This window comes from Sphingomonas sp. Leaf21, from assembly GCF_916858675.1.
GTDB lineage: Bacteria > Pseudomonadota > Alphaproteobacteria > Sphingomonadales > Sphingomonadaceae > Sphingomonas.
Genome location: NZ_CAKASM010000003.1, coordinates 175480 through 197175 on the forward strand (window position 1 = coordinate 175480; position 21696 = coordinate 197175).

Here is a 21696-nt window from a genome sequence, read left to right on the forward strand (position 1 = left end):
CGTTTGGGTAATATCCGTTTAAAGCTGGGCAACGGACTCAAAGAGCCGCTTGGAGAGGACATGATCGACGATTTCGATTTCGCGTTGGGCGAAAGCGCGGACATGATCCGCGAGGCGACGCGTCGTTTCGCGATCGACCGGATCGCGCCGCTTGCCGCCCGGATGGACGCGGAGGACTGGTTTCCCCGCGACATATGGCCCGAAATGGGCGCGCTCGGGCTGCATGGCATCACCGTCGACGAGGCCGATGGCGGGCTTGGGCTCGGCTATCTCGAACATGTCGTCGCCATCGAGGAAGTGTCGCGCGCGTCGGCGTCGCTGGGGCTGTCCTACGGCGCGCATTCCAATCTGTGCGTCAACCAGATCCGGCGCTGGGGCTCGGCGGAGCAGAAGGCGAAATATCTGCCCGGACTGATCTCGGGCGAGCATGTCGGCAGCCTTGCCATGTCCGAAGTGTCGGCCGGGTCCGACGTCGTCTCGATGAAGCTGCGTGCGCGTCAGGTCGAGGGTGGCTGGGTACTGAACGGCACCAAATTCTGGATCACCAACGCGCCCTATGCGGATACCTTGGTCGTCTATGCCAAGACGGGCGAGGGAAGCCGGGGCATCACCGCTTTCCTGATCGAGAAGGACATGGCGGGCTTTTCGATCGGCCAGAAGATCGACAAGATGGGCATGCGCGGCAGCCCGACCTCCGAGCTGGTCTTCAACGACTGTTTCGTGGGCGATGCGCAGGTGATGGGGCCGGTGAACGGTGGCGTCGGCGTGCTGATGAGCGGGCTCGATTACGAGCGCGCGGTGCTGGCGGGGATTCAGCTCGGCATCATGCAGGCGTCCCTCGACGTGGTGGTCCCCTATGTCCGCGAGCGGCGGCAGTTCGGCCGGGCGATCGGCGAGTTCCAGCTTATCCAGGCGAAGATCGCCGACATGTATGTCGCGCTCAATTCGGCCCGCGCCTATGTCTATGCGGTGGCGCGGTCGTGCGACGCCGGGCGGACCACCCGGTTCGACGCGGCGGGCGCGATCCTGCTCGCCAGCGAGAATGCGGTGAAGGTCTCGCTGGAGGCGATCCAGGCGCTGGGCGGTGCGGGCTATACCAAGGACTGGCCGGTCGAACGCTTCGCACGCGATGCCAAGCTGCTCGACATCGGCGCGGGGACGAACGAAATTCGCCGGATGCTGATCGGTCGCGAGTTGATCGGCAAGCTCGAAAAGGTGGCGCAATGAGCCTTACGCCAATCCTCCCCAAGCTGTGCTCGGGGAGGGGGACCGCTCGGGTAGCGAGTGGTGGAGGGGCATTCGCCCCTCGCCCCTCCACCACCGCTTCGCGGCGGTCCCCCTCCCCATCAGAGATGGGGAGGAATTGATGGGGACAGTTCTGTCTTCCCGGATGTCGCGCGACGATGCGGCGTTCCGTACCAACGCCGAACACAACCGCGCGCTGGCCGACCGGCTGCGCGCCGATGTCGCCCGGGCCGGGCTCGGCGGCAGCGAAGCCTCGCGCGAGCGCCACGTCGCGCGTGGCAAGCTGCTCCCCCGCGACCGGGTGGAGCAGTTGCTGGATGCCGGTTCGCCCTTCCTGGAAATCGGCCAGCTCGCCGCCAACGGCCTGTATGACGACGCGGTCCCCGGCGCCGGGATGATCGCGGGGATCGGCCGGGTCCATGGCCGCCAGGTGATGATCGTCGCCAATGACGCGACGGTGAAGGGCGGCACCTATTACCCGCTGACCGTCAAGAAGCATCTGCGCGCGCAGGAGATCGCGCTCGAGAACCGGCTGCCATGCATCTATCTGGTCGATAGCGGCGGTGCGAACCTGCCGCATCAGGCGGAGGTCTTTCCCGATCGCGAGCATTTCGGCCGCATCTTCTTCAACCAGGCGCAGATGTCGGCGGCGGGCATCCCCCAGATCGCCTGCGTCATGGGAAGCTGTACGGCGGGCGGGGCCTATGTGCCCGCCATGTCGGACGAGACGGTGATCGTGCGCGGGCAGGGGACGATCTTCCTCGCCGGGCCGCCGCTGGTGAAGGCGGCGACGGGCGAAGTCATCTCGGCCGAGGAACTGGGCGGCGCGGATACCCATGGCCGCAAGTCCGGCGTGGTCGACCATGTCGCGGAGAATGACGACCATGCGCTGTCGATCGTCCGCGACATCGTGGACACCCTGCCGCTCCAGGCGATGCCGGACGTCAACCTGGCCGAGGCCGACTCACCGCGCTATCCGGCGGAGGATTTGTACGGCCTGATCCCGCAGGACGTGCGCGCGCCTTATGACGTGCATGAGGTGATCGCGCGGCTGGTCGACGGATCGCGGTTCCACGAGTTCAAGGCTCTGTACGGCGCGTCGCTCGTCTGTGGCTTCGCGCATGTCCATGGCAAGCCGGTCGCGATCCTCGCCAATAACGGCGTCTTGTTCTCGGAAAGCGCGCAGAAGGGCGCGCATTTCATCGAGCTGGCCTGCCAGCGGCGTATCCCCTTGCTGTTCCTCCAGAACATCTCCGGCTTCATGGTCGGCGGCCGATACGAGGCGGAGGGGATCGCCAAGCATGGCGCCAAGCTGGTGACGGCGGTGGCGACGGCGCAGGTGCCCAAGATCACCATCCTGATCGGCGGCAGCTTCGGCGCGGGCAATTACGGCATGTGCGGGCGTGCCTATTCGCCCCGCTTCCTGTTCACCTGGCCCAATGCGCGGATCAGCGTGATGGGCGGCGAGCAGGCGGCGAGCGTGCTGGCGACGGTCCACCGCGACGCCGACAACTGGACGCCGGACGAAGCGGAGGCGTTCAAGGCGCCGATCCGCCAGCGTTACGAGGATGAAGGCAATCCCTGGTACGCGACCGCGCGGCTATGGGACGACGGCATCGTCGATCCGGCGCAGACGCGGGACGTGCTGGGGCTGGCGCTGGACGCGTGCCTGAACGCGCCGATCGCGGAGGCGCCCCGGTTCGGGGTGTTCCGGATGTGATGCGCGGGGGGATGCCCCTCCACCACCGCTTCGCGGCGGTCCCCCTCCCCAAGCACAGCTTGGGGAGGATTGGAGAAGCCGGCTTATTCCTCCCCAAGTTCCACTTGGGGAGGGGGACCGTCCGCAGGACGGTGGAGGGGCAGGCGATCGCGAGCCTGAGCGACGATATAGCGAACGACGCTGTCCAGATCGCGAAGCACCTCGCGGGCCGGAATACGCAAGACGGCCACGCCATGCTCCGCGAGAAACGCATCGCGCCGCGCGTCCCGCTCCGGCCGGTTTCCCCGCTCATGGGCTTCCCCATCGACCTCCACCGCAAGCTTTGCCGCCGCGCAGTAGAAGTCGAGCACATACGCCCCCGCCGGATGCTGCCTGCGAAAACGCAAGCCTTCCGGCCGCTCGCGCAGGACACGCCACAGCACGATCTCCGGCAGCGTCAAGTCGCGCCTGAGATGTCGCGCTCTTCGTACCGTCCGGCCCGGCTTCGTCGGTATTCCCATCGCCCCTCCACCATGCTGCGCATGGTCCCCCTCCCCAAGCATAGCTTGGGGAGGAATGAGGTTGAAACCCATGTTTGATTCCCTCCTCATCGCCAATCGTGGCGAGATCGCCTGCCGTATCATCCGCACCGCGCGGGAGATGGGCCTGCGCACCGTTGCGGTCTATTCGGAGGCCGATGCGCAGGCTCTGCACGTCCGGCTCGCAGACGAAGCCATCCTGATCGGCCCGGCCCCGGCACGCGAAAGCTATCTGATGGCCGAACGCATCCTCGCCGCTGCAAGGGACAGCGGGGCGGAGGCGATCCACCCCGGCTATGGTTTCCTGTCCGAAAATGCCGAGTTCGCCGAGGCGGTGATCGCCGCCGGGCTGGTCTGGGTCGGTCCGAACCCCGACAGCATCCGCGCCATGGGCCTGAAGGACGCCGCCAAGGCGCGGATGATCGCGGCGGGCGTGCCGGTGACGCCCGGCTATCTGGGCGAGGACCAGTCTCCCGACCGCCTCGCCGCCGAAGCCGACAAGGTAGGCTATCCCGTCCTCATCAAGGCGGTGGCGGGTGGTGGTGGCAAGGGGATGCGCCGGGTCGACGACCCCGCCGGTTTTGCCGAGGCGCTGGCCTCCTGCCGTCGCGAGGCGGCGTCTTCCTTTGGCGACGACCGGGTGCTGATCGAGAAATACATCCTCTCGCCCCGCCATATCGAGGTGCAGGTCTTCGGCGATCGCCACGGACAGGTCGTGCATCTGTTCGAGCGCGACTGCTCGCTGCAACGCCGCCACCAGAAGGTGATCGAGGAGGCCCCGGCACCGGGCATGGACGAGGAAACCCGCGAAGCCGTGTGCGGCGCCGCCGTCCGCGCCGCGCAGGCGGTCGACTATGTCGGCGCGGGCACGATCGAGTTCATCGCCGACGCCTCCGAAGGGCTACGCGCCGATCGTGTGTGGTTCATGGAGATGAACACCCGGCTCCAGGTCGAGCATCCCGTTACCGAGGCGATCACCGGCGTCGATCTGGTCGAATGGCAGCTTCGCGTCGCGTCGGGCGAGCCCCTGCCGATGGCGCAGGACCAACTCGCGATCCACGGCCATGCGATCGAGGCGCGGCTCTATGCCGAGGATCCGGCCAAGGGCTTCCTGCCCGCGATCGGCACGCTGGAGGTGTTCGACCTCGGCGACGATCCCGCCATCCGCATCGACACCGGGGTCGAGAAAGGCGCGGAGATCACCCCCTGGTACGACCCGATGATCGCCAAGGTCATCGCGCATGGCGACACCCGCGACGAGGCGCACGAGGCGCTGGCCGATGCGCTGGACGAGGCGGTGATCTGGCCGGTGCGTACCAATGCGGGCTTTCTGGTCCAGGCGCTCGACCATGTCGATTTCGCTGCGGGTCAGGTCGATACCGGCCTGATCGCGCGCGAGGGCGAGGCGTTGATGCCGCCGATGGAGCCTTCCGAAGAAGCACTGGCAGAGGCGGCGGCGGCGCTGATCGGGGAGGATGAACTGACGGGCTTTCGCCTCAATGCCGCGCCCCGGCGGACCGCGCGCTTCCTGCTGGACGGGCAGCCGATCACCGTCGATTTCGGCGAGGCGGGAGAGGTGCCTGCTTCCCCGAGCGACGCGCTACTGATCTCGGAGGGCGGGCAAAGCTGGTCCTTCACCCGCTGGCGCGCCGATGGGCTGGCGGCGGGCGGGGCTGGCGACGGCGCGGTGCTGTCGCCCATGCCGGGCCGGATCATCGCGGTCGCCGTCACCGAGGGGCAGGCGGTCGGCGCGGGCCAGCCGCTGGTCACGCTGGAGGCGATGAAGATGGAGCATGTCCTGACCGCGCCATTCGACGGGATCGTCACCGACCTGAAGGCCGAAACCGGCGGTCAGGTGGCCGAAGGCCTCGCGCTGGTCCGCATCGTCGCGGAGGACGCGGCATGAGCGGGCGCTTCTTCGAGGACTGGACGATCAACGACCGGATCGAACATCCGATCCGCCGCACCGTTACCGAGACGGACAATCTCCTCTTCTCGACCATGACCCACAATCCGCAGCCGCTGCACATCGACGCGGAGGCGGCCAGGGCGAGCGAGTTCGGGCGCATCCTCGTCAACGGCACCTTCACCTTCTCGCTGATGGTCGGGCTGTCGGTGGGGGAGACGACGCTGGGGACGCTGGTTGCGAATCTCGGTTACGACGAACTGGTCATGCCCGCGCCGGTCTTCCTGGGCGACACGCTGCGCGCGACCAGCGAGGTGACGGCTCTGCGCGAGAGCAGGTCGCGGCCGGGAGCGGGGCTGGTGACCTTCCGGCATGAGGCGCTGAACCAGCGGGATGAGGTGGTGTGTCGGTGCTTGAGGACGGCGTTGGTGAAGCGGCGGGGGTAGGGGCGTCGTCGAAGGCCAGGGGATTGCGTCACAACCGTGTCCTGACCCCGATCCACAGCGTCCGCGGCGTCGCCCGCTCGATCAGCCCGGCGCCGCTATACGCCGCCTCCACCCGTGCATCGGCGAGGTTCTCCGCCCGCGCCTCGATCAGCCAGCCGCGCACCACCGGCACCGCCGCATAGGCGTCCAGCGTCGTGGCGGGCGCGAGGGTGCGGCTGTTCTGGTCGTCCTCGAACTGCCGTCCGACATGGCGCACGGTTCCACTGAGGACGGCGCCGCGCCGCTCGACCGCCAGCGTTGCGGACAGTTGATCGCGCGGCGTTTGTGCGGGGCGCAGGCCATCGAGCGGTGCCGCCAGCCCCGATGCCTCGACCCGCGCGCCGACATGCGACCACGACGCCCGCGCGTTGACCGGCCCGGCGGTCGCATTCGCCTCCAGCTCGAACCCCGCCGAGCGGATCGCGTCGAGATTCTGTCGCATCCGGTACACGCCGCTCGCCGCGACGAAGCCGACACCGGGGAAGGTCCCCGGTCCCTGGCCCATCGTCACATTGGCGATCGCCTCGGTCAGGCGATTGAGGAAATAGGTTCCCGACAGCCGCAGCCCGGCCATGGGCAGCAGATCGAAACCGCCCTCCACGCCGTCGACATGCTCGGGGTTGAGCATCGGATTGGCCGCCGTCGCATCGGCACCGGCGCGGAATGGGCGATAGAGTTCGTTGAGCGTCGGCAGCCGCCATCCGCGATAGGCGGCGGCGCGCAAGGTCAGTGGCTGAACCGGGCGTAGCGCCACACCCAGCCGCCCGGTGAATTCCTGCCCCGAGCGGTCGGCGAAAGCGGTGTCGGTCAGCACCGCGCCCGTCGCCAGCACCGTCTCGTCCAGCCGCCCGTTGCGGATACGCCAGTCGTCCACACGGGCGGCGGCGGTCAGGGTAAGCATCCCCGCCTCGACGCTGCCATCGGCGAACAGGCCCATGGTTCGCGTCGCGCCCCCCGCCTCGCGCCGCCGGGTCGGCAGTCCCGCGACATAGGTGTAGAGCTCCTGCGTCCGCCCACTGGTATCGCGGATATCGCCGCCCAGCCGCAGCGTGATGGCGTCGCCGAGCGGCGGCGACACCTCGATCCGCCCGCCGAGCCCGGTGGCGGGCACGTTATACTGGTCGAGCGTGAGCGTCGCCGCCGTCCGCGCGGCGTTGACGCTGGCATAGCGCGAGGCGAACTGGCGGGTCTGGACATAGGCCAGCGCCGACCATCCCCAGCGCCCGCGCCCGACCAGTCGAACGCTGGCATCCGCGCCGTCCGAGCGATTGTCGGTGAAGTCCGTGCCCCGGTCGCGCGCGTCGTGAAAGGCGGCGAGCGTCATCTGCAATTCGGTGGCGGGCGCGATGGCGACGACGCCGCGTGCCGCGCCGGAAAATTGTTCATAGGGGGCGGGGCGGTCGACCGGACCGCGCTGCTCCGCGACGATCGGGGTGAAGCCGTCGCCGCGCGCATAGGCACCCGACACGGTCAGGAACCCGCCATCGCGCACCAGCGAGGCGGACGCTTGCGCATCGACCGAATTGCGGCTGCCATAGGATAGCGCCACGTCGAGCGGAGAAAGCTGGTCGGGCGTCGCGCTGTCGATCTCGATCGTGCCCGCCAATGCACCGGGCCCCCAGAAGCCCGAACCGCCGCCACGCGTCACGCGGATCCGGCCCAGTCGTCCGGTCGCATAGGCGGGGAACACCACCCAGCCGCCGAACGGATCGGCCTGCGGCACCCCGTCGAGCACCAGCAACGCACGGCTGGACGCGTTCCCGCCGAGGCCGCGCAAGGTGATGCCCTGCGATGTCGGATGCGCGGAGCGGCTGTCGGACCGGCGAAACTGCTGGAGCCCGGCGACGTCGGCCAGGACATTCTCCAGCCGCTGCGAAGCATTCTGCGTGATCCGGTCGCGGTCGATCGTGACGACGTCGAACGCGCGGTCGCCCGGCTGGTCGGCAAGGCCGCGCCCGGTGACGGTAATGATATCGGATTCGGTGGCCTGGGCGAGAAGGGGGGTGGGGGCGAGCGCGAGGGCGAGCAGAGGCAGGCGGTGGAATGCAGGCATGATGTGTGGGGATCCCCTTCGCGCTCCCGATAGGGATGTCGCGGAGATAAGACGAATCAGGATGTTATGGGGTCCAACCGCCGTTGAATCTCACGCCCCTCCCGCAAACGGGAGGGGATGGGGGAGGGCCGTGCCACGGGCGATGGTCTCGGTGAGACACCCTGCCCTCCCCAAACCCCTCCCGCCTGCGGGAGGGGCTTGAGAAGAGGGGGCGGGATGCCGGAAACACGGATGACGCGCCCGAAAAACGCCCCTACAGTCATGCCACTGTGCCGACCCTTCACACCCTTGCGAACCCTGCGCGTTTCCTGAAGATCGCTCGTCCGCTGACCGGGATTTTCCTGGGGCTCGGCATCGTGCTGATCGCGGTCGCGGTATGGGCGGGGCTGACCCGGACGCCGCCCGACTATCTCCAGGGAGAGACGGTGCGCATCCTCTACATCCACGTCCCCGCCGCCTGGCTGGGCATGGGGGGGTGGAGCGGAATCGCGGTGGCCAGCCTGTCGCTGATCGTCTGGCGGCATCCGCTGGCACAGGTCGCCGCGCGGGCGATCGCCTGGCCGGGGGCGGTGTTCGCCGCGTTGTGCCTCGCCACCGGTTCGATATGGGGGCGCCCGACCTGGGGCACGTGGTGGCAATGGGACGGGCGGCTGACCTCGATGCTGCTGCTGCTGTTCGTCTATCTCGGCTATATAGCCCTCGCGCGGGCCGATGCGGATCGCGGTGGCGACGGGCGGATCCCGGCGCTCTATGGTTTGGCGGGAACGGCGTTACTGCCGGTGATCCGCTATTCGGTCGTCTGGTGGAACACGCTGCACCAGGGTCAGTCGATCGGGCTGACCGGCTCCAGCATCGACAAGTCGCTGCTCTGGCCGCTGCCGATCGCGCTTGGCGGCTTCACCTTCCTGTTCGCGGCGATCGTCCTGATGCGGATGCGCACGCTGCTGGCCAAGGCCAAGGCCGAGGCGCGGATGCGGCGGATGGCGCGCGCATGAACCAGATGGCGTTCGTCGCGGCCGCCTATGCGGTCATGCTGGGGGGCGCGGGGGTACTGACCCTGGTCAGCTATCTGGCGATGAAGCGCGCCGAGAAATGACGCCCAAATCCCAACGTCTCACGCTGGCGCTGCTGGCGCTGGCCGCGATCGTGGCGGCGGCGCTGCTCGCCATGTCGGCGATGAAGGACCAGGCCGCGTTCTTCTACACGCCCTCGGATGCACAGGCGCAAGGGCTGCCGCTGGGCCGCGCGGTGCGGTTGGGCGGGATGGTCGAGGCGGGTTCGGTGCACCGCGCTGCCGACGGCGTCACCGTGCGCTTCGTGGTCACCGACGGCAAGGCGACGACGCCCGTCACCTTCGCCGGGATCACGCCGGACCTGTTCCGCGAGAAGTCGGGCGTGGTGGCGGAGGGGCAGTTCCAGCCCGATGGCCGCTTCGTCGCGACCAATCTGCTCGCCAAGCATGACGAGAAATACATGCCCCCCGAAATGGCAGGCAAGATGCACGAGAGCCGGAGCCTCGAGCCATGATCGCGGAGGCGGGCCTGGCCGCGCTGTGGTTCGCGGCGACGCTGGCGGCGTTGCAGCTGCTGCTCGGTGCGCTCGCCCTGCGGCGCAAGGACGTGGCGGGCGAGCAGGCGATGGCGGCGATCGGGCCGGTGGCGATCGTCCAGGGCGCGCTGGTCGCCATCGCGATGGCGGCGCTGATCGCGGTGTTCCTGAACACCGACCTGTCGGTCAGGCTGGTCGTCGAGAACAGCCATTCGGCCAAGCCCTGGATCTACAAGTTCGCGGGCGCCTGGGGTAATCACGAAGGGTCGATGCTGCTCTGGGTCACGATCCTCGGGGCAGGGGGCGCGCTCGTCGCGTGGAAGGAACGCGCGCTCGACCGGGCGACGCATGTCGCGACGCTCGCGGCGCAGGGGGCTATCGCGCTGGGTTTCTACGCGTTCCTGCTGTTCGCCTCTAACCCCTTCGCGCGGCTGAACCCGGCGGCGGCGGAGGGGCAGGGGCTGAACCCGCTATTGCAGGATCCCGGCCTCGCCTTCCATCCGCCGACGCTCTACGCGGGCTATGTCGGCCTGTCGGTGGCCTTTTCCTTCGCGGTCGGCGCGCTGGTGACGGGACAGGTCGGCCCGGCCTTTGCCCGTGCGATGCGGCCATGGATATTGGGTGCCTGGGTGCTGCTGACCATCGGCATCACGGCGGGATCCTATTGGGCCTATTACGAGCTGGGCTGGGGCGGCTGGTGGTTCTGGGACCCGGTCGAGAATGCCTCGTTGATGCCGTGGCTGGCGGCGACGGCGCTTCTCCATTCGGTCAACGTGCTGGCGGCGCGCGACGGCCTTCGCGCCTGGACGGTGATGCTGGCGGTCGTCGCCTTTTCCATGTCGATGATCGGCACCTTCCTGGTCCGTTCCGGTATCCTGACCAGCGTCCATGCCTTCGCCGTCGATCCCCGGCGCGGGGCGTTCATCCTCGCGCTGCTTGGCCTCTATATCGGCGGTGCGCTCGCGCTGTTCGGCGCACGGATCGGACAGGTGCGCGCGGGGCGGAGCTTCGCCTTCGTCAGCCGCGAGGGCGGTCTGGTCATCAACAACCTGCTGCTGTCGGTCATTCTCGGCATCGTGCTGATCGGCACGCTCTATCCGCTGGTCGCCGCAGGGTTCGGCGTGCGCCTGTCGGTCGGGCCGCCCTTCTTCCACGCCGCCGCCGGACCGATCGCGCTGGCGCTGGTCGCCGTCATGGCGGTGGGGCCGATGCTTCGCTGGCGGCAGGATCAGGCGGAGGCGGTGCTGATCCGTATGCTCTGGCCGATGGTCGCGGCGGCCGGGACCCTCGCGCTGGCGCTGACGCTTACGGGTGGCATGGGCGTGCTCCCGCTGCTCGGCCTGTCGTTCGGCGTCGGACTGATCGTCGCCAGCGTGCTGCCGATCACCCGGCGCAACTGGCGACGCACGCCCTTGCCGATCTGGGGCATGGTCGTCGCCCATGCCGGGATCGGGGTGAGCATGATCGGCATGGCCTGCGACAGCGCGTTCACCGCCGAGCGACTGGTGGCGCTCTATCCGGGGCAGGCGACGATCGTCGGTCCGTGGCGGGTACAGCTCGATCGGATCTACCCCGCGATCGGCCCCAACTGGTCGGCGCTGGAGGCGCGGCTGACCGCGACGCGCGACGGCACGTCAGAGCCGCTCCGCCCGCAGCAGCGCTTCTTCACCGACCCTCCCACGACGACCAGCGAAAGCGCCATCGCGACCCATTGGGACGGACAGCTCTATACCGTGCTGGGGCAGCAGGATGCGGCGACCGGCCGCTGGCAGCTGCGGCTGTGGTGGAAGCCGTTCGTGACGCTGATCTGGCTGGGCGGCGTGCTGGTCGCGCTGGGTGGCGCGCTGGCGCTCGCCGGACGTTGGTTCAAGGGTTGGCAGCAGCGGCGGCGCGAGGCGCTCTGGGGATGAAGCGCTGGCTGATCTGGGTGCCGCTGGCGGCCTTTGCGACCCTGTTCGTCGTGGTGGCGAGCAGCCTGATGCGTCCGTCCGACACCACGGTCCACTCGACGCTGGTCGACAAGCCGCTGCCCGAATTCCGCCTCGACCCGATGGTGCCGGGCAAGCCGGGACTGGCGAGCGGTGATTTCGGCAAGGGGCGTCCGCGCCTGCTCAACGTCTTTGCAAGCTGGTGCATCCCCTGCATCGCCGAGGCGCCGCAGTTGATGGCGCTGAAGGCCAGGGGGGTGGAGATCGACGCGATCGCGATCCATGACAAGGGGCCTGCCATCGCCGACTTCCTGCGTCGCAACGGCGACCCCTATGCCGCGATCGGCGATGACGCGCGCAGTCGGGTGCAGATGTCGCTGGGATCGTCGGGCGTGCCCGAAACCTTCCTGATCGACGGACGTGGCCGGATCGTGCGGCAATATATCGGCGATATCCGTGGCGATCAGGTCGATCAGATCGTCCGCGACGTGAGCGCCGCGCAATGAGCCTGTTCCTCGCCCTGGCGCTGGCGGCGGGAACCGCCGCGCCCGATTACGGCAACACCCAGCTCGCCGACCCGCATGCCGAGGCGCGGGCGCGCGCGCTGATGGGCGAGTTGCGATGCGTGGTGTGCCAGGGGCAGTCGATCGCGGACAGCGATGCGGACATGGCCGCCGACATGCGCGCGCTGGTCCGCCAGCGGATCGCGCGCGGTGAGACGCCCGAGGCCATCCGACGCTGGCTGATCGAGCGTTACGGCGATTATGTCAGCTACGACCCGCCGCTGTCGGGGGCGACCGCGCTGCTCTGGGCGACGCCGATCCTGTTGCTGGGCGTCGGCGCCTGGATCGCGCGGTCCAGTTTCCGGAAGGCGCGCTGATGGGGTGGTTGATCCTTCTCGGGCTGGCGGCGGCATCGATCGGGCTGGCGCTGCGGCTGCATTTCCCCAGGCCGTTATGGACGATGCTCGGTGCCGCGCTGGCGCTGGGTGGCGTCGGCTATGCGTGGCAGGGGCGGCCGACGCTTCCCGCCGCCGTGCCCGCGCGTGCCGCCGACCGGCTGCTGGACAATGAGCCGCTGATCGAGCTGCGCGGGCAATTGATGGGCCGTTATGGCGGCGAGGCGGCGATGTTCACCGCCGCGGACGCGCTGGCGAGGTCGGGCGACAATCGCACGGCGGTGAAGATCATGCTCGGCGCGGTCGGGGCGAATCCGCGCAGCGTCCCCTATTGGACCGAGCTGGGCAACGTCCTGTTCGCGCATGACCGCAACCAGATGTCCCCCGCCGCCCAATTCGCCTTTCGCCGCGCGCGCACGCTGGGCGCGAACGACCCGGTGCCCTTCTTCTTCGAGGGGCTGGCCTGGATGCGCGCGGGGGATTTCGCCAAGGCCAGCCTGTTGTGGCGTCGCGCCCTGCAACGCACCCCCGCCGACGCGCCGTACCGCCCGGCGATCGAGCAGCGGGTGATGCTGCTCGATCAGGCGATGCGGATGATGGGCCAATAGGCGGTTACTGACCGCGTCCGGTCTTGGCCTGGAGCGCATCGATCCGCTTGGAGGCGTCGGCCTTGCTCAGCGTATCGTCGAACCCTTCGCCCGCTTCTTCCGATAGGGTCTTGAGATAGCTCGCCTGCGCGCCGGTCATCGGTTCGTCACCGGTGGTCCAGTCGTCGGGGTCCTTCTCGGCGTTGGAGAAGGGTTCGGTCTTGGGATTGTCGGTCATCGCGAATTCCTTTCGCGGGACCAACTCCCGTGTTCTGTATTTGTTTCTTTGGTTCGCGCGCTGCCTGCTCTTGCGCTCCGTGCGGGCTGAGCGGCATCGAAGGCCAGGGGGGCCGCCTGTGTGGCGAACCCCCGGGGCAGGCCCCTCGACCCCGCTCGGCGCGAACGGCGGCGTGCGTTCAGCCCGCCCAGGCCTCGAACGGCAGGTCGAGCGCTTCGGCGACCGCCGCGTGGCGGATCTTGCCACCCGAGACGTTCAGGCCGTTCGCCAGGTGCGCGTCCGCCTTCATCGCGGCCTCGGCGCCCATGTTCGCCAGCTTCACCGCGAAGGGCAGGGTCGCGTTGTTCAGCGCGAAGGTCGAGGTGCGTGCGACCGCGCCGGGCATGTTGGCGACGCAGTAATGGATCACGCCGTCGACCTCGAACACCGGGTCCTGGTGGGTGGTGGCGTGGCTGGTCTCGAAACAGCCGCCCTGGTCGATGGCGATGTCGACCATCACCGAGCCGCGCTTCATCGTCTTCAGCATGTCGCGGGTGACCAGCTTCGGTGCGGCGGCGCCGGGGACCAGCACCGCGCCGATGACGAGGTGCGCGTTCTTCACCGCCGCCGCGATCGCCGCCTTCGACGCATAGGCGGTCTTGATCTGGCTGGAAAAGAACATGTCCAGCTCGGCCAGACGGTCGTTGTTGATGTCGTAGATGGTGACATCGGCGCGCAGGCCGACCGCCATCTGCGCCGCGTTCACGCCGGAAACGCCGCCGCCGAGAATCGCGACCTTGGCCGGTGCCACGCCGGGCACGCCGCCGAGCAGGATGCCACGGCCGCCCTGCTGCTTTTCGAGATAATGCGCGCCGACCTGCACCGCCATGCGGCCAGCGACTTCCGACATCGGCTTGAGCAGCGGCACGCCGCCGCGGGGGCTGGTGACCGTCTCATAGGCGATGCAGGTCGCACCCGACTTCATCAGCCCTTCGGCCTGCGGCTTGTCGGCGGCGAGGTGGAGATAGGTGAAGAGCAGGTGATGCGGGCGCAGCATCGCGACTTCGCTCGCCTGCGGCTCCTTGACCTTCACGATCATCTCGGCCTGGTCGAACACCTCGGCGGCGGTGGCGACGATGCGCGCGCCCGCGTCGACATAGTCCTGATCCTCGAAATCGATGCCGCTGCCGGCCTTGGTCTCGACGATGACCTCATGCCCTGCGGCGACCAGCTCGGCGACCGACGGCGGGGTCAGGCCGACGCGATATTCGTGGTTCTTGATTTCCTTGGGCACACCGACGCGCATGATCGACTCTCCGTTAGATGTTACCGCGATAGTAGCGCCGATCGGGCGGGAGAGGTGTGCAAAGCCGTCCCGCCGGTAGCGCTACGACAGGATTTCCTTGCGCGATGGCCCGTGATAGCGGGATGGAATGTCCGACGCGATCGACCGCCGCATCCTGGCCCAGCTGGCCCGCGATTCCGACCTGACCAGCGCCGCGCTGGGTGAGAAGGTCGGCCTGTCCGCCAGCGCCGCGCATCGCCGCGTCGCGCAGTTGCGTGAGGCGGGGGTCATCACCGGCTATCGCGCGATCCTGAGCAGCGAGGCGCGGGGGCGGCCCTCCACGGTGATGGTCAATGTGACGCTCAAGGATCAACGGCAGGACACGATGGCGGCGTTCGAGCGCGAGATACTGCGTTGCCCGGAGATCGTCGAATGCTTCCTGATGAGCGGCGAGGCGGATTACATGATCCAGGTCGAGGTTCGCCGCGACGACAGCTATGAACGGATCCACCGCGAGACGCTGGCGCGACTGCCGGGGGTGACGCGGCTGGCCTCGCACTTCGTCATTCGCGAGGTGGTGCGGCGGTCCTGACGGGGCGGCCTACCAGCGTTCGGCGGTCATTCCCCCGCCGCGATATTCCGCGATCCGCCGCTTCGTCGCGGGCGACAGATCGTCCGGCAGCGCGTCGAGCGCGAACCACCTCGCCTGCGCGATCTCGACCGTGTCGGCGGCCTCCAGCGCATCGCCCCGACGCGTCACGGTCCGCGCGACATAGATGACGACATGGTCGTCCTTTCCCTCTCCGGTCGCGTGATAGACGCCGAGCAGTGCCGCGAACCGGGCGTCGTCGATCGCCACCTCCTCGCGCAATTCGCGCCGGATCGCCGCAAGCGTGCTTTCCCCCTTCTTCACTCCGCCGCCCGGCAGATACCAGTGGTCGGTATAGGTGTGGCGGACCAGCGCGATCCGATCATCGGGGTCGAGCAGGATCGCCCGGACGCCGAGCGTGCGCGGGCGGGTGATGCGCCAGACGCGGCGAAGGAGCTTTCCGGCCATCCGGTGGTGCCACGCCATGCCGGTCATTCCCCTTTCCAAGCGTTGGACATGATGTCTCCCTCGATAGGGGACAAGTCAACGATCCGCATCGATCGTCGCTTCCCTGTCCGAGGCGACCTTCCAACCGGACCATTCAGCGATTAGGAACGGACGCCTATGGCAAATCAGGCTCGTCTTCGTCGTCCGCTCCGGACCATCCTTGCCGCCGTGCTGGCGACCGTGCTGACCCCCGTCGCGGCGCTGGCCGACGCGCTGGTCGACAATGTCACGGGGCTGACGCTCGACAAGGACGGCAAGGTCGTCCGCTTCACGGGGCTGCTGCTGACCCCCGACGGAAAGGTCGTCCGGCTGCTGGGCGCGAAGGACAAGCGCCCCGAGAAGCTCGACTGGCGCGCGGACATGAAGGGGCGGGTGATGCTGCCCGGCTTCGTCGATTCGCACGGGCATGTGATGGGCCTGGGCTTCCGGCTGATCGAGCTGGACCTGTCGACCACCAAGTCGCTCGACGAAGCGCGCAGCCGGATCGCGGCCTATGTCGCGGCCAATCCGGATCGCAAGGTCATTTTGGGTGGCGGCTGGAACCAGGAAAGCTGGGGCCTCGGTCGCTTCCCGACCGCCGCCGACCTCGACGCGGTCGCGTCCGATCGGCCGGTGGTGCTGGAGCGCGCGGACGGCCATGCGCTCTGGGCGAACAGCGCGGCGATGAGGGTGGCGGGGATCACCGCCAAGACCGTCGCCCCCGCCGGTGGCCGGATCGAGAAGGTCGGCGGACAGCCCTCCGGCGTGTTCGTCGATGCCGCGATGGCGCTGATCCAGAAGGCGATGCCGCAGCCGCTAGCCAAGGATCGCAACACCGCCTTCCTCAAGGCGCAGAACGAGTTGCTGAGCCACGGCATCACCGCGACCGCCGATATGGGCACGACGCTGGACGAGTGGATGACCTATCGCCGGATGGGCGACGCCGGCAATCTGCGCGTCCGCATCATGAGCTATGGCGGCGGGGTCGAGGATACGATCCGGATCGGCGGCACCGGCCCGACGCCGTGGCTGTACAATAACAAGCTCCGGCTTGTCGGGGTGAAGCTGTACGGTGACGGCGCGCTGGGCTCGCGCGGCGCCTGGCTGAAGCAGCCCTATGCCGATGCGCCGGGGCAAAGCGGCCTGGGCTTCATGACCGACGACGTCATCCGCAACCTGATGAGCCGCGCGGCGATGGACAAATACCAGGTCGCGGTCCACGCGATCGGCGACCGCACCAATGCGCAGGTTCTCGACGCGATCGACGAACTGGCCGAAACCTATAAGGGCGACCGGCGCTGGCGGATCGAACATGCGCAGATCGTCGATCCGGTCGACCTGCCCCGCTTCGGCAAGCACGGCATCATCGCGTCGATGCAGCCGACGCACGAAACCAGCGATCGCCAGATGGCGGAGGCGCGGCTCGGCCCGGCCAGGCTGGCGGGCGCCTATGCGTGGAACACGATGCTCAAGAACGGCGCGACCCTGGTCTTCGGTTCGGACTATCCGGTCGAGAGCCCCGATCCCTTCGCGGGCTGGGCGGCGGCGATCACGCGCCAGGGCCCGGACGGCCAGCCCTATGGCGGGTGGCAGCCGCAGGAGATCATCGGGCGCGAGGCGGCATGGCGCGCCTTCACCATGGACGGCGCCTATGCCGGGTTCGCCGAGGATCTGTTCGGACGGCTGGGGCAGGGGCAGCAGGCCGACTTCGTCATCGTCGACCGCAATCCGCTGGACATCAACCCGAGCGAGTTGCGCGGGACGCAGGTGGAAGAAACCTGGATCGGCGGGCAGAAGGTCTGGGAGCGGAAATAGGCCGGGGGGCGAAGTCGAAGGGCGACACCCCAACGATAAAGGCCGGTCCGCGCGCCCGCGAACCGGCCTTTCCATAACCGAAAGACGGGATCAGGCGACGGCCTGTTCCGCCTCCGCCTCGTCGGGCTCGCGCAGCACATAGCCGCGGCCCCAGACCGTCTCGATATAATTCTCGCCCTCGCACGCCATGCTCAGCTTCTTGCGCAGCTTGCAGATGAAGACGTCGATGATCTTGAGTTCGGGCTCGTCCATTCCGCCATAGAGATGGTTCAGGAACATCTCCTTGGTCAGCGTCGTGCCCTTGCGGAGCGAGAGCAGCTCCAGCATCGCATATTCCTTGCCGGTCAGGTGGACGCGGGCATTGTCGACCTCGACCGTCTTGGCGTCGAGATTGACCGCCAGCTTGCCGGTGCGGATGATCGACTGCGAATGACCCTTGGAACGCCGGACGACGGCGTGGATACGCGCGATCAGCTCCTCGCGGTGGAAGGGCTTGGTCACATAGTCGTCGGCGCCGAAGCCGAAGCTGCGAACCTTCGAGTCCATCTCGTTGATGCCCGACAGGATCAGCACCGGGGTCGACACCCGTGCGACGCGCAGACGCTTCAGCACGTCATAGCCGTGCATGTCGGGCAGGTTCAGGTCGAGCAGGATGATGTCGTAGTCGTACAGCTTGCCCAGATCGAGGCCCTCTTCGCCCAGATCGGTGGTGTAGACGTTGAAACCCTCGCTTCCGAGCATCAATTCGATCGCCTTGGCGGTCGTCGGTTCGTCCTCGATCAGCAATACGCGCATCGACTATCCCCATTCGCGATTGGCCGCCACCAATGTCCCCGGGCGACCCGATACCTTAATCATTAACCAACGATGAGGTGAACGCAAAAGGTTAATTCGTTCCTAACCCGGATTATTATTCTCTTGTTTCACGCGGGCGGCGGGATCGAGCAAGGTCTGATGCGCGACGGGCGGAATATCTTCGCCCAGCACCTCGCGCAGATACAGGCTGCGGACCAGCGTGAACACGACGATCAGCAGCGCGGCGGAGAAGAACAGGCCGAACAGCCCGAAGATCGTCCCGATCCCGATGATCGCGAACAGCGTGACGGCGGGGGGGATCGAAACCACCCGGCTGGTGACGAAGGGCGTGATCGCGTTGGTCTGGATCAGGCGGACGACCGCGAAGGTGACGAGGGTGCCGACGATCGCGCCGTTCCCGGCCTGCGCCGCCAGCCCGAGCGCGGGCAGCATCGCGGCGATCGGCCCGACATAGGGGACGAACTCGCTGAGCCCGGTCAGCAGCCCGAGCGCCGCTGCCGACGGCACCCCGGCGATCGCGAGTCCGACGCCGACGAGGACCCCCATCGTCGTCATCTGGATGAGTTGCGCGCGCAGCCAAAGCCGCAGCGTGGAACCCGTGTCGAATAGCGCGTCCTCCATCGCGGGGCGCATCGAGCGGGGGATGAGCAGCAGGAAGCCGCGTTCATAGACCTTGGGATCGGCGGCGAAGAACAACGCGCCGACCAGCAGGAGAAGGCAGTTGAGCACGAATTCGCCCGCGCCCGACACGATGCCGCCGATATCCTGCGCCACCCGGCTGCCCGCATAGGCGGCGCGAACCGCGTCGACGACCTTGGCCCCGACCGGCGACTGCGACGCCCAGGCGGCGAGCTGGTCGATGAGATCGGGCAATTGGGTGACGAGCGTGTTGAGCTGCTGGCGAAAGGCGACGCCGAACAGCCAGGCCAGGAAGCCCAGCACCCCCAATATGGTGACGATCGACAGGGTCAGCGACCGCTTTGGCCCGAGCGGCAGATGGTCGGCATAGAGGTCGGCGATCGCATGGATGACGATCGCACCCAATATGGAGCCGAAGGCGAGGATCAGCAGATCGCCTGCGCGCAACAGCGCGGCGGTCAGCGCCAGGATCAGCAGCGTGACGATGATCCGCCGGATGAAGCGGGTATCGCTCCGGTCGGGGCGGAGGCGGTTCATCGTACCGGCTCCGCCACGCGGGCGATCGTGCAGGGGTCGCGGACCCGGTCGGCCAGCCAGGCGATCAGCGCCTCGACTCGCGCCGGTCGCAACGGGCTGGGCGGGGTGAGCAGGTGAAGCCCGATCAGCGGCGGGGTCCAGTCTTCGAGGATCGCGACCGCCCCGCCCGAGGCCAGGTGCGGTCCGATGATGAAGCCCGGCAGCCGCGCGATGCCCAGCCCCGCCAGCACGGCGGGGACCAGCGCGTCGCCGCTATTGGCGGTCAGCGGCCCCTGCGGGCGGACGGAGACTTCCGCGCCGTCGGGATGGCGAAAGCGCCAGGGGCCGGTGATGTTCGAATAGCTGAGCAGCCGATGCTCGCCCAGTTCGTTCGGGTGCCTCGGCGTGCCATGCGCCGCCAGATAGCCGGGCGAGGCGATCACATGGGTCGATATCCCGCACAGCCGTCGCGCACGCAGCGAGCTGTCGGGCAGGTCCGCGATGCGCAGCGCGATGTCATAGCCCTCCGCGACGATATCGACCCGCGCGTCGGACAGGCTGAGCTCGATCTCGATCCCCGGATGCGCCGTCAGGAACTCGGCGATCAGCGGCGCGATGTTCGTCACCCCGAACGACATGGGCGCGGCGAGGCGGATCCGTCCGGCGGGGGCGCTGGCGGCGTCGCGCGCGGCCTCCTCGGCGGCGCGCGCCTCGGCCAGGATGCGCGCGGCGTGGTCGGCCAGCGGTTTGCCCGCCTCGGTCAGCGCCAGGCGGCGCGAGGTGCGGTGGAACAGCGACTGGCTGAGTTGCGCCTCCAGACGGGTGATCGCCTTGGACACGGTCGCCTTGGACAGGCCGATCGCGTCGGCGGCGCCGCTGAACGATCGGTGCTCGACGACGGCGGCGAAGATCGCCCAGGCCTCCAGATCCGGCAGACGCATCGACACCCAGTTCGCCCCCTCGCGCGGACCGAAACGGACCGGCTTCGCGCTACAATGCACACGGAAACGATCGGTTTCCAGCGTTTCCGTTTACGCAACCGTGCCGATGCCTATCTTGGTCGCAACCAAGGGAGAAATTCCGTGAACGCCACCACTATCGATCAGGGCATCGAGCGTCGCAGCTTCGAAAGTCTCGGCCATGCCAACCATGGCTGGCTGGACGCGCGGCATCATTTTTCCTTCGCCAACTATCATGATCCCGCCCGCATGGGCTGGGGCGCGATCCGCGTCTGGAACGACGATATCATCGCCCCCAATGCGGGCTTTCCGCCGCATCCCCATGCCGACATGGAGATCATCACCTATGTCCGCACCGGCGCGATCACGCACCAGGACTCGATGGGCAATGTCGGTCGCACCGCGGCGGGCGACGTTCAGGTGATGAGCGCCGGGTCCGGTGTCCGCCACGCCGAATACAATCTCGAGGCCGAGCCGACGACGCTGTTCCAGATCTGGATAGAGCCGCGCAGCCGGGGCGGCCAGCCGAGCTGGGGCGCCAAGCCGTTTCCCAAGGGCGAGCGGTCGGGCAGGTTCGTCACGCTGGCCAGCGGGTTCGAGGAGGATGGCGACACCTTGCGCATCCGTGCCGATGCCCGCGTGCTGGGCGCGACCTTGCGCGCCGGGGAAAGCGTCGAGCATCGGGTGGGCGAGGGGCGTCACGCCTATCTCGTCCCCGCCACCGGACGGATCGAAATCGACGGTGTGCCGTTCGCGGCACGCGACGGTGCGGCGCTGTCCGGCGGGCGGACGTTGACGATCACCGCGATCGAGGATGCCGAGATCGTTCTGGTCGATTCGGAATAACCATCGTTTCTTGAAGGGAGTATCTCACATGGCCAAGGTTCTGGTCCTTTATTATTCGTCCTACGGTCACATCGAGAAGATGGCCGACGCGATCGCCGAGGGTGCGCGCGCCGGGGGTGCCGAGGTGGATATCCGCCGCGTCGCCGAAACCGCCCCGCCCGAGGTGGTCGCCGCCGCGCACTTCAAGACCGACACCGCGCATCCGGAGATCGAAGGCCCCGACGCGCTGACCAACTATGACGCGATCATCGTCGGCACGCCCACCCGCTATGGCCGGATGGCGAGCCAGATGGCGGCCTTCTGGGACACGACGGGCGGCGTCTGGATGAAGGGCGGTCTGGTCGGCAAGGTCGGCGGTGCCTTCACCTCGACCGCCAGCCAGCATGGCGGGCAGGAGACGACGCTGTTCTCGGTTCTGACCAACCTGATCCACCACGGCATGACCATCGTCGGGCTCGACTACGGCTTCCAGGGTCAGATGGGTGTCAAGGAAGTCCATGGCGGCACGCCTTATGGCGCCTCGACCCTGGCCGATGGCGACGGCAGCCGCCAGCCGAGCCAGGTCGATCTGGACGGCGCCCGCTACCAGGGCAAGCGTATCGCCGAGACGGCTGCCAAGCTGTTCGGGTGATCGGAGACG

22 protein-coding genes are annotated in these 21696 nt (G+C 68.1%); 14 read left to right on the forward strand and 8 right to left on the reverse strand.

Features of this window, described 5'->3' with window-relative positions:
- Window positions 1–60: 60 nt before the first annotated feature.
- Together LRP66_RS04810 and LRP66_RS04815 are read left to right on the forward strand one after the other, a co-directional pair.
- Window positions 61–1227, forward strand: a complete 1167-nt coding sequence (locus LRP66_RS04810; RefSeq protein WP_230481371.1) for an acyl-CoA dehydrogenase family protein — start codon at window positions 61–63, stop codon at window positions 1225–1227.
- A gap of 139 nt (window positions 1228–1366) precedes the next feature.
- Window positions 1367–2965 (forward strand): carboxyl transferase domain-containing protein, encoded by a 1599-nt coding sequence (locus tag LRP66_RS04815; protein ID WP_443026655.1) that lies wholly within the window; start codon window positions 1367–1369, stop codon window positions 2963–2965.
- A gap of 83 nt (window positions 2966–3048) precedes the next feature.
- Here the strand turns inward: LRP66_RS04815 and LRP66_RS04820 are convergent, their stop codons facing one another.
- Window positions 3049–3459 carry an endonuclease domain-containing protein gene (locus LRP66_RS04820; protein ID WP_230481457.1) on the reverse strand — a complete coding sequence of 137 codons (411 nt, stop codon included), beginning with the start codon at window positions 3457–3459 and terminating at the stop codon, window positions 3049–3051.
- A gap of 76 nt (window positions 3460–3535) precedes the next feature.
- Here LRP66_RS04820 and LRP66_RS04825 point away from each other — a divergent pair, with 76 nt between their 5' ends.
- Together LRP66_RS04825 and LRP66_RS04830 are read left to right on the forward strand one after the other, a co-directional pair.
- Complete coding sequence (locus LRP66_RS04825) at window positions 3536–5389, forward strand: acetyl/propionyl/methylcrotonyl-CoA carboxylase subunit alpha (protein ID WP_230481373.1); 1854 nt, start codon at window positions 3536–3538, stop codon at window positions 5387–5389.
- Entirely contained in the window at window positions 5386–5835 is a 450-nt protein-coding gene (locus LRP66_RS04830) for a MaoC family dehydratase (protein WP_230481374.1), read from the forward strand. The genes LRP66_RS04825 and LRP66_RS04830 overlap by 4 nt, the downstream gene beginning before the upstream one ends.
- A 28-nt stretch (window positions 5836–5863) precedes the next feature.
- Here the strand turns inward: LRP66_RS04830 and LRP66_RS04835 are convergent, their stop codons facing one another.
- Entirely contained in the window at window positions 5864–7927 is a 2064-nt protein-coding gene (locus tag LRP66_RS04835) for a TonB-dependent receptor (protein ID WP_230481375.1), read from the reverse strand.
- Between the two features lie 269 nt (window positions 7928–8196).
- Here LRP66_RS04835 and ccmC point away from each other — a divergent pair, with 269 nt between their 5' ends.
- The 6 genes from ccmC (at window position 8197) to LRP66_RS04865 (ending at window position 12909) form a co-directional block, all read left to right on the forward strand.
- The gene (gene ccmC, locus LRP66_RS04840; protein WP_230481376.1) at window positions 8197–8922 is read left to right on the forward strand and encodes a heme ABC transporter permease CcmC; all 726 of its coding nucleotides are present in this window, start codon (window positions 8197–8199) and stop codon (window positions 8920–8922) included.
- Between the two features lie 97 nt (window positions 8923–9019).
- Window positions 9020–9454: a cytochrome c maturation protein CcmE gene (gene ccmE / locus LRP66_RS04845; protein ID WP_230481377.1), complete on the forward strand. Its 435-nt coding sequence runs from the start codon at window positions 9020–9022 to the stop codon at window positions 9452–9454.
- Window positions 9451–11385 (forward strand): heme lyase CcmF/NrfE family subunit, encoded by a 1935-nt coding sequence (locus tag LRP66_RS04850; protein WP_230481378.1) that lies wholly within the window; start codon window positions 9451–9453, stop codon window positions 11383–11385. Before ccmE ends, LRP66_RS04850 begins: the two co-directional genes overlap by 4 nt.
- Window positions 11382–11909, forward strand: a complete 528-nt coding sequence (locus LRP66_RS04855) for a redoxin family protein (RefSeq protein ID WP_230481379.1) — start codon at window positions 11382–11384, stop codon at window positions 11907–11909. The genes LRP66_RS04850 and LRP66_RS04855 overlap by 4 nt, the downstream gene beginning before the upstream one ends.
- Window positions 11906–12283 (forward strand): cytochrome c-type biogenesis protein, encoded by a 378-nt coding sequence (locus tag LRP66_RS04860; protein WP_230481380.1) that lies wholly within the window; start codon window positions 11906–11908, stop codon window positions 12281–12283. The genes LRP66_RS04855 and LRP66_RS04860 overlap by 4 nt, the downstream gene beginning before the upstream one ends.
- Entirely contained in the window at window positions 12283–12909 is a 627-nt protein-coding gene (locus LRP66_RS04865) for a tetratricopeptide repeat protein (protein WP_230481381.1), read from the forward strand. The genes LRP66_RS04860 and LRP66_RS04865 overlap by 1 nt, the downstream gene beginning before the upstream one ends.
- Window positions 12910–12913: 4 nt before the next feature.
- On the opposite strand, the gene LRP66_RS04870 is transcribed toward LRP66_RS04865, so the two are convergent.
- Window positions 12914–13126 (reverse strand): DUF3072 domain-containing protein, encoded by a 213-nt coding sequence (locus LRP66_RS04870; protein ID WP_230481382.1) that lies wholly within the window; start codon window positions 13124–13126, stop codon window positions 12914–12916.
- A gap of 178 nt (window positions 13127–13304) precedes the next feature.
- Complete coding sequence (gene ald, locus LRP66_RS04875; RefSeq protein ID WP_230481383.1) at window positions 13305–14411, reverse strand: alanine dehydrogenase; 1107 nt, start codon at window positions 14409–14411, stop codon at window positions 13305–13307.
- Window positions 14412–14538: 127 nt separating this feature from the next.
- Between ald and LRP66_RS04880 the strand changes: the two genes are divergently transcribed.
- A complete protein-coding gene (locus LRP66_RS04880; RefSeq protein ID WP_230481384.1) occupies window positions 14539–14982 on the forward strand; it encodes an Lrp/AsnC family transcriptional regulator in 444 nt (147 codons plus the stop codon).
- Window positions 14983–14991: 9 nt separating this feature from the next.
- On the opposite strand, the gene LRP66_RS04885 is transcribed toward LRP66_RS04880, so the two are convergent.
- Window positions 14992–15474, reverse strand: coding sequence for an NUDIX domain-containing protein (locus tag LRP66_RS04885; protein WP_230481385.1), 483 nt, complete (start codon window positions 15472–15474; stop codon window positions 14992–14994).
- A 129-nt stretch (window positions 15475–15603) separates the two neighbouring features.
- On the opposite strand from LRP66_RS04885, the gene LRP66_RS04890 reads away from it, so the two are divergent.
- Window positions 15604–17280 carry an amidohydrolase gene (locus LRP66_RS04890; RefSeq protein WP_230481386.1) on the forward strand — a complete coding sequence of 559 codons (1677 nt, stop codon included), beginning with the start codon at window positions 15604–15606 and terminating at the stop codon, window positions 17278–17280.
- 90 nt (window positions 17281–17370) lie between these two features.
- On the opposite strand, the gene ctrA is transcribed toward LRP66_RS04890, so the two are convergent.
- The 3 genes from ctrA to LRP66_RS04905 form a co-directional block, all read right to left on the reverse strand.
- Window positions 17371–18075, reverse strand: a complete 705-nt coding sequence (gene ctrA, locus LRP66_RS04895) for a response regulator transcription factor CtrA (RefSeq protein WP_230481387.1) — start codon at window positions 18073–18075, stop codon at window positions 17371–17373.
- Between the two features lie 102 nt (window positions 18076–18177).
- Complete coding sequence (locus tag LRP66_RS04900; RefSeq protein WP_230481388.1) at window positions 18178–19272, reverse strand: AI-2E family transporter; 1095 nt, start codon at window positions 19270–19272, stop codon at window positions 18178–18180.
- Window positions 19269–20192, reverse strand: a complete 924-nt coding sequence (locus LRP66_RS04905) for a LysR family transcriptional regulator (RefSeq protein WP_230481458.1) — start codon at window positions 20190–20192, stop codon at window positions 19269–19271. Before LRP66_RS04905 ends, LRP66_RS04900 begins: the two co-directional genes overlap by 4 nt.
- Window positions 20193–20333: 141 nt before the next feature.
- Here LRP66_RS04905 and LRP66_RS04910 point away from each other — a divergent pair, with 141 nt between their 5' ends.
- Window positions 20334–21056 carry a pirin family protein gene (locus tag LRP66_RS04910; protein ID WP_230481389.1) on the forward strand — a complete coding sequence of 241 codons (723 nt, stop codon included), beginning with the start codon at window positions 20334–20336 and terminating at the stop codon, window positions 21054–21056.
- Window positions 21057–21084: 28 nt separating this feature from the next.
- The gene (gene wrbA / locus LRP66_RS04915; RefSeq protein WP_230481390.1) at window positions 21085–21687 is read left to right on the forward strand and encodes an NAD(P)H:quinone oxidoreductase; all 603 of its coding nucleotides are present in this window, start codon (window positions 21085–21087) and stop codon (window positions 21685–21687) included.
- Window positions 21688–21696: the final 9 nt, after the last annotated feature.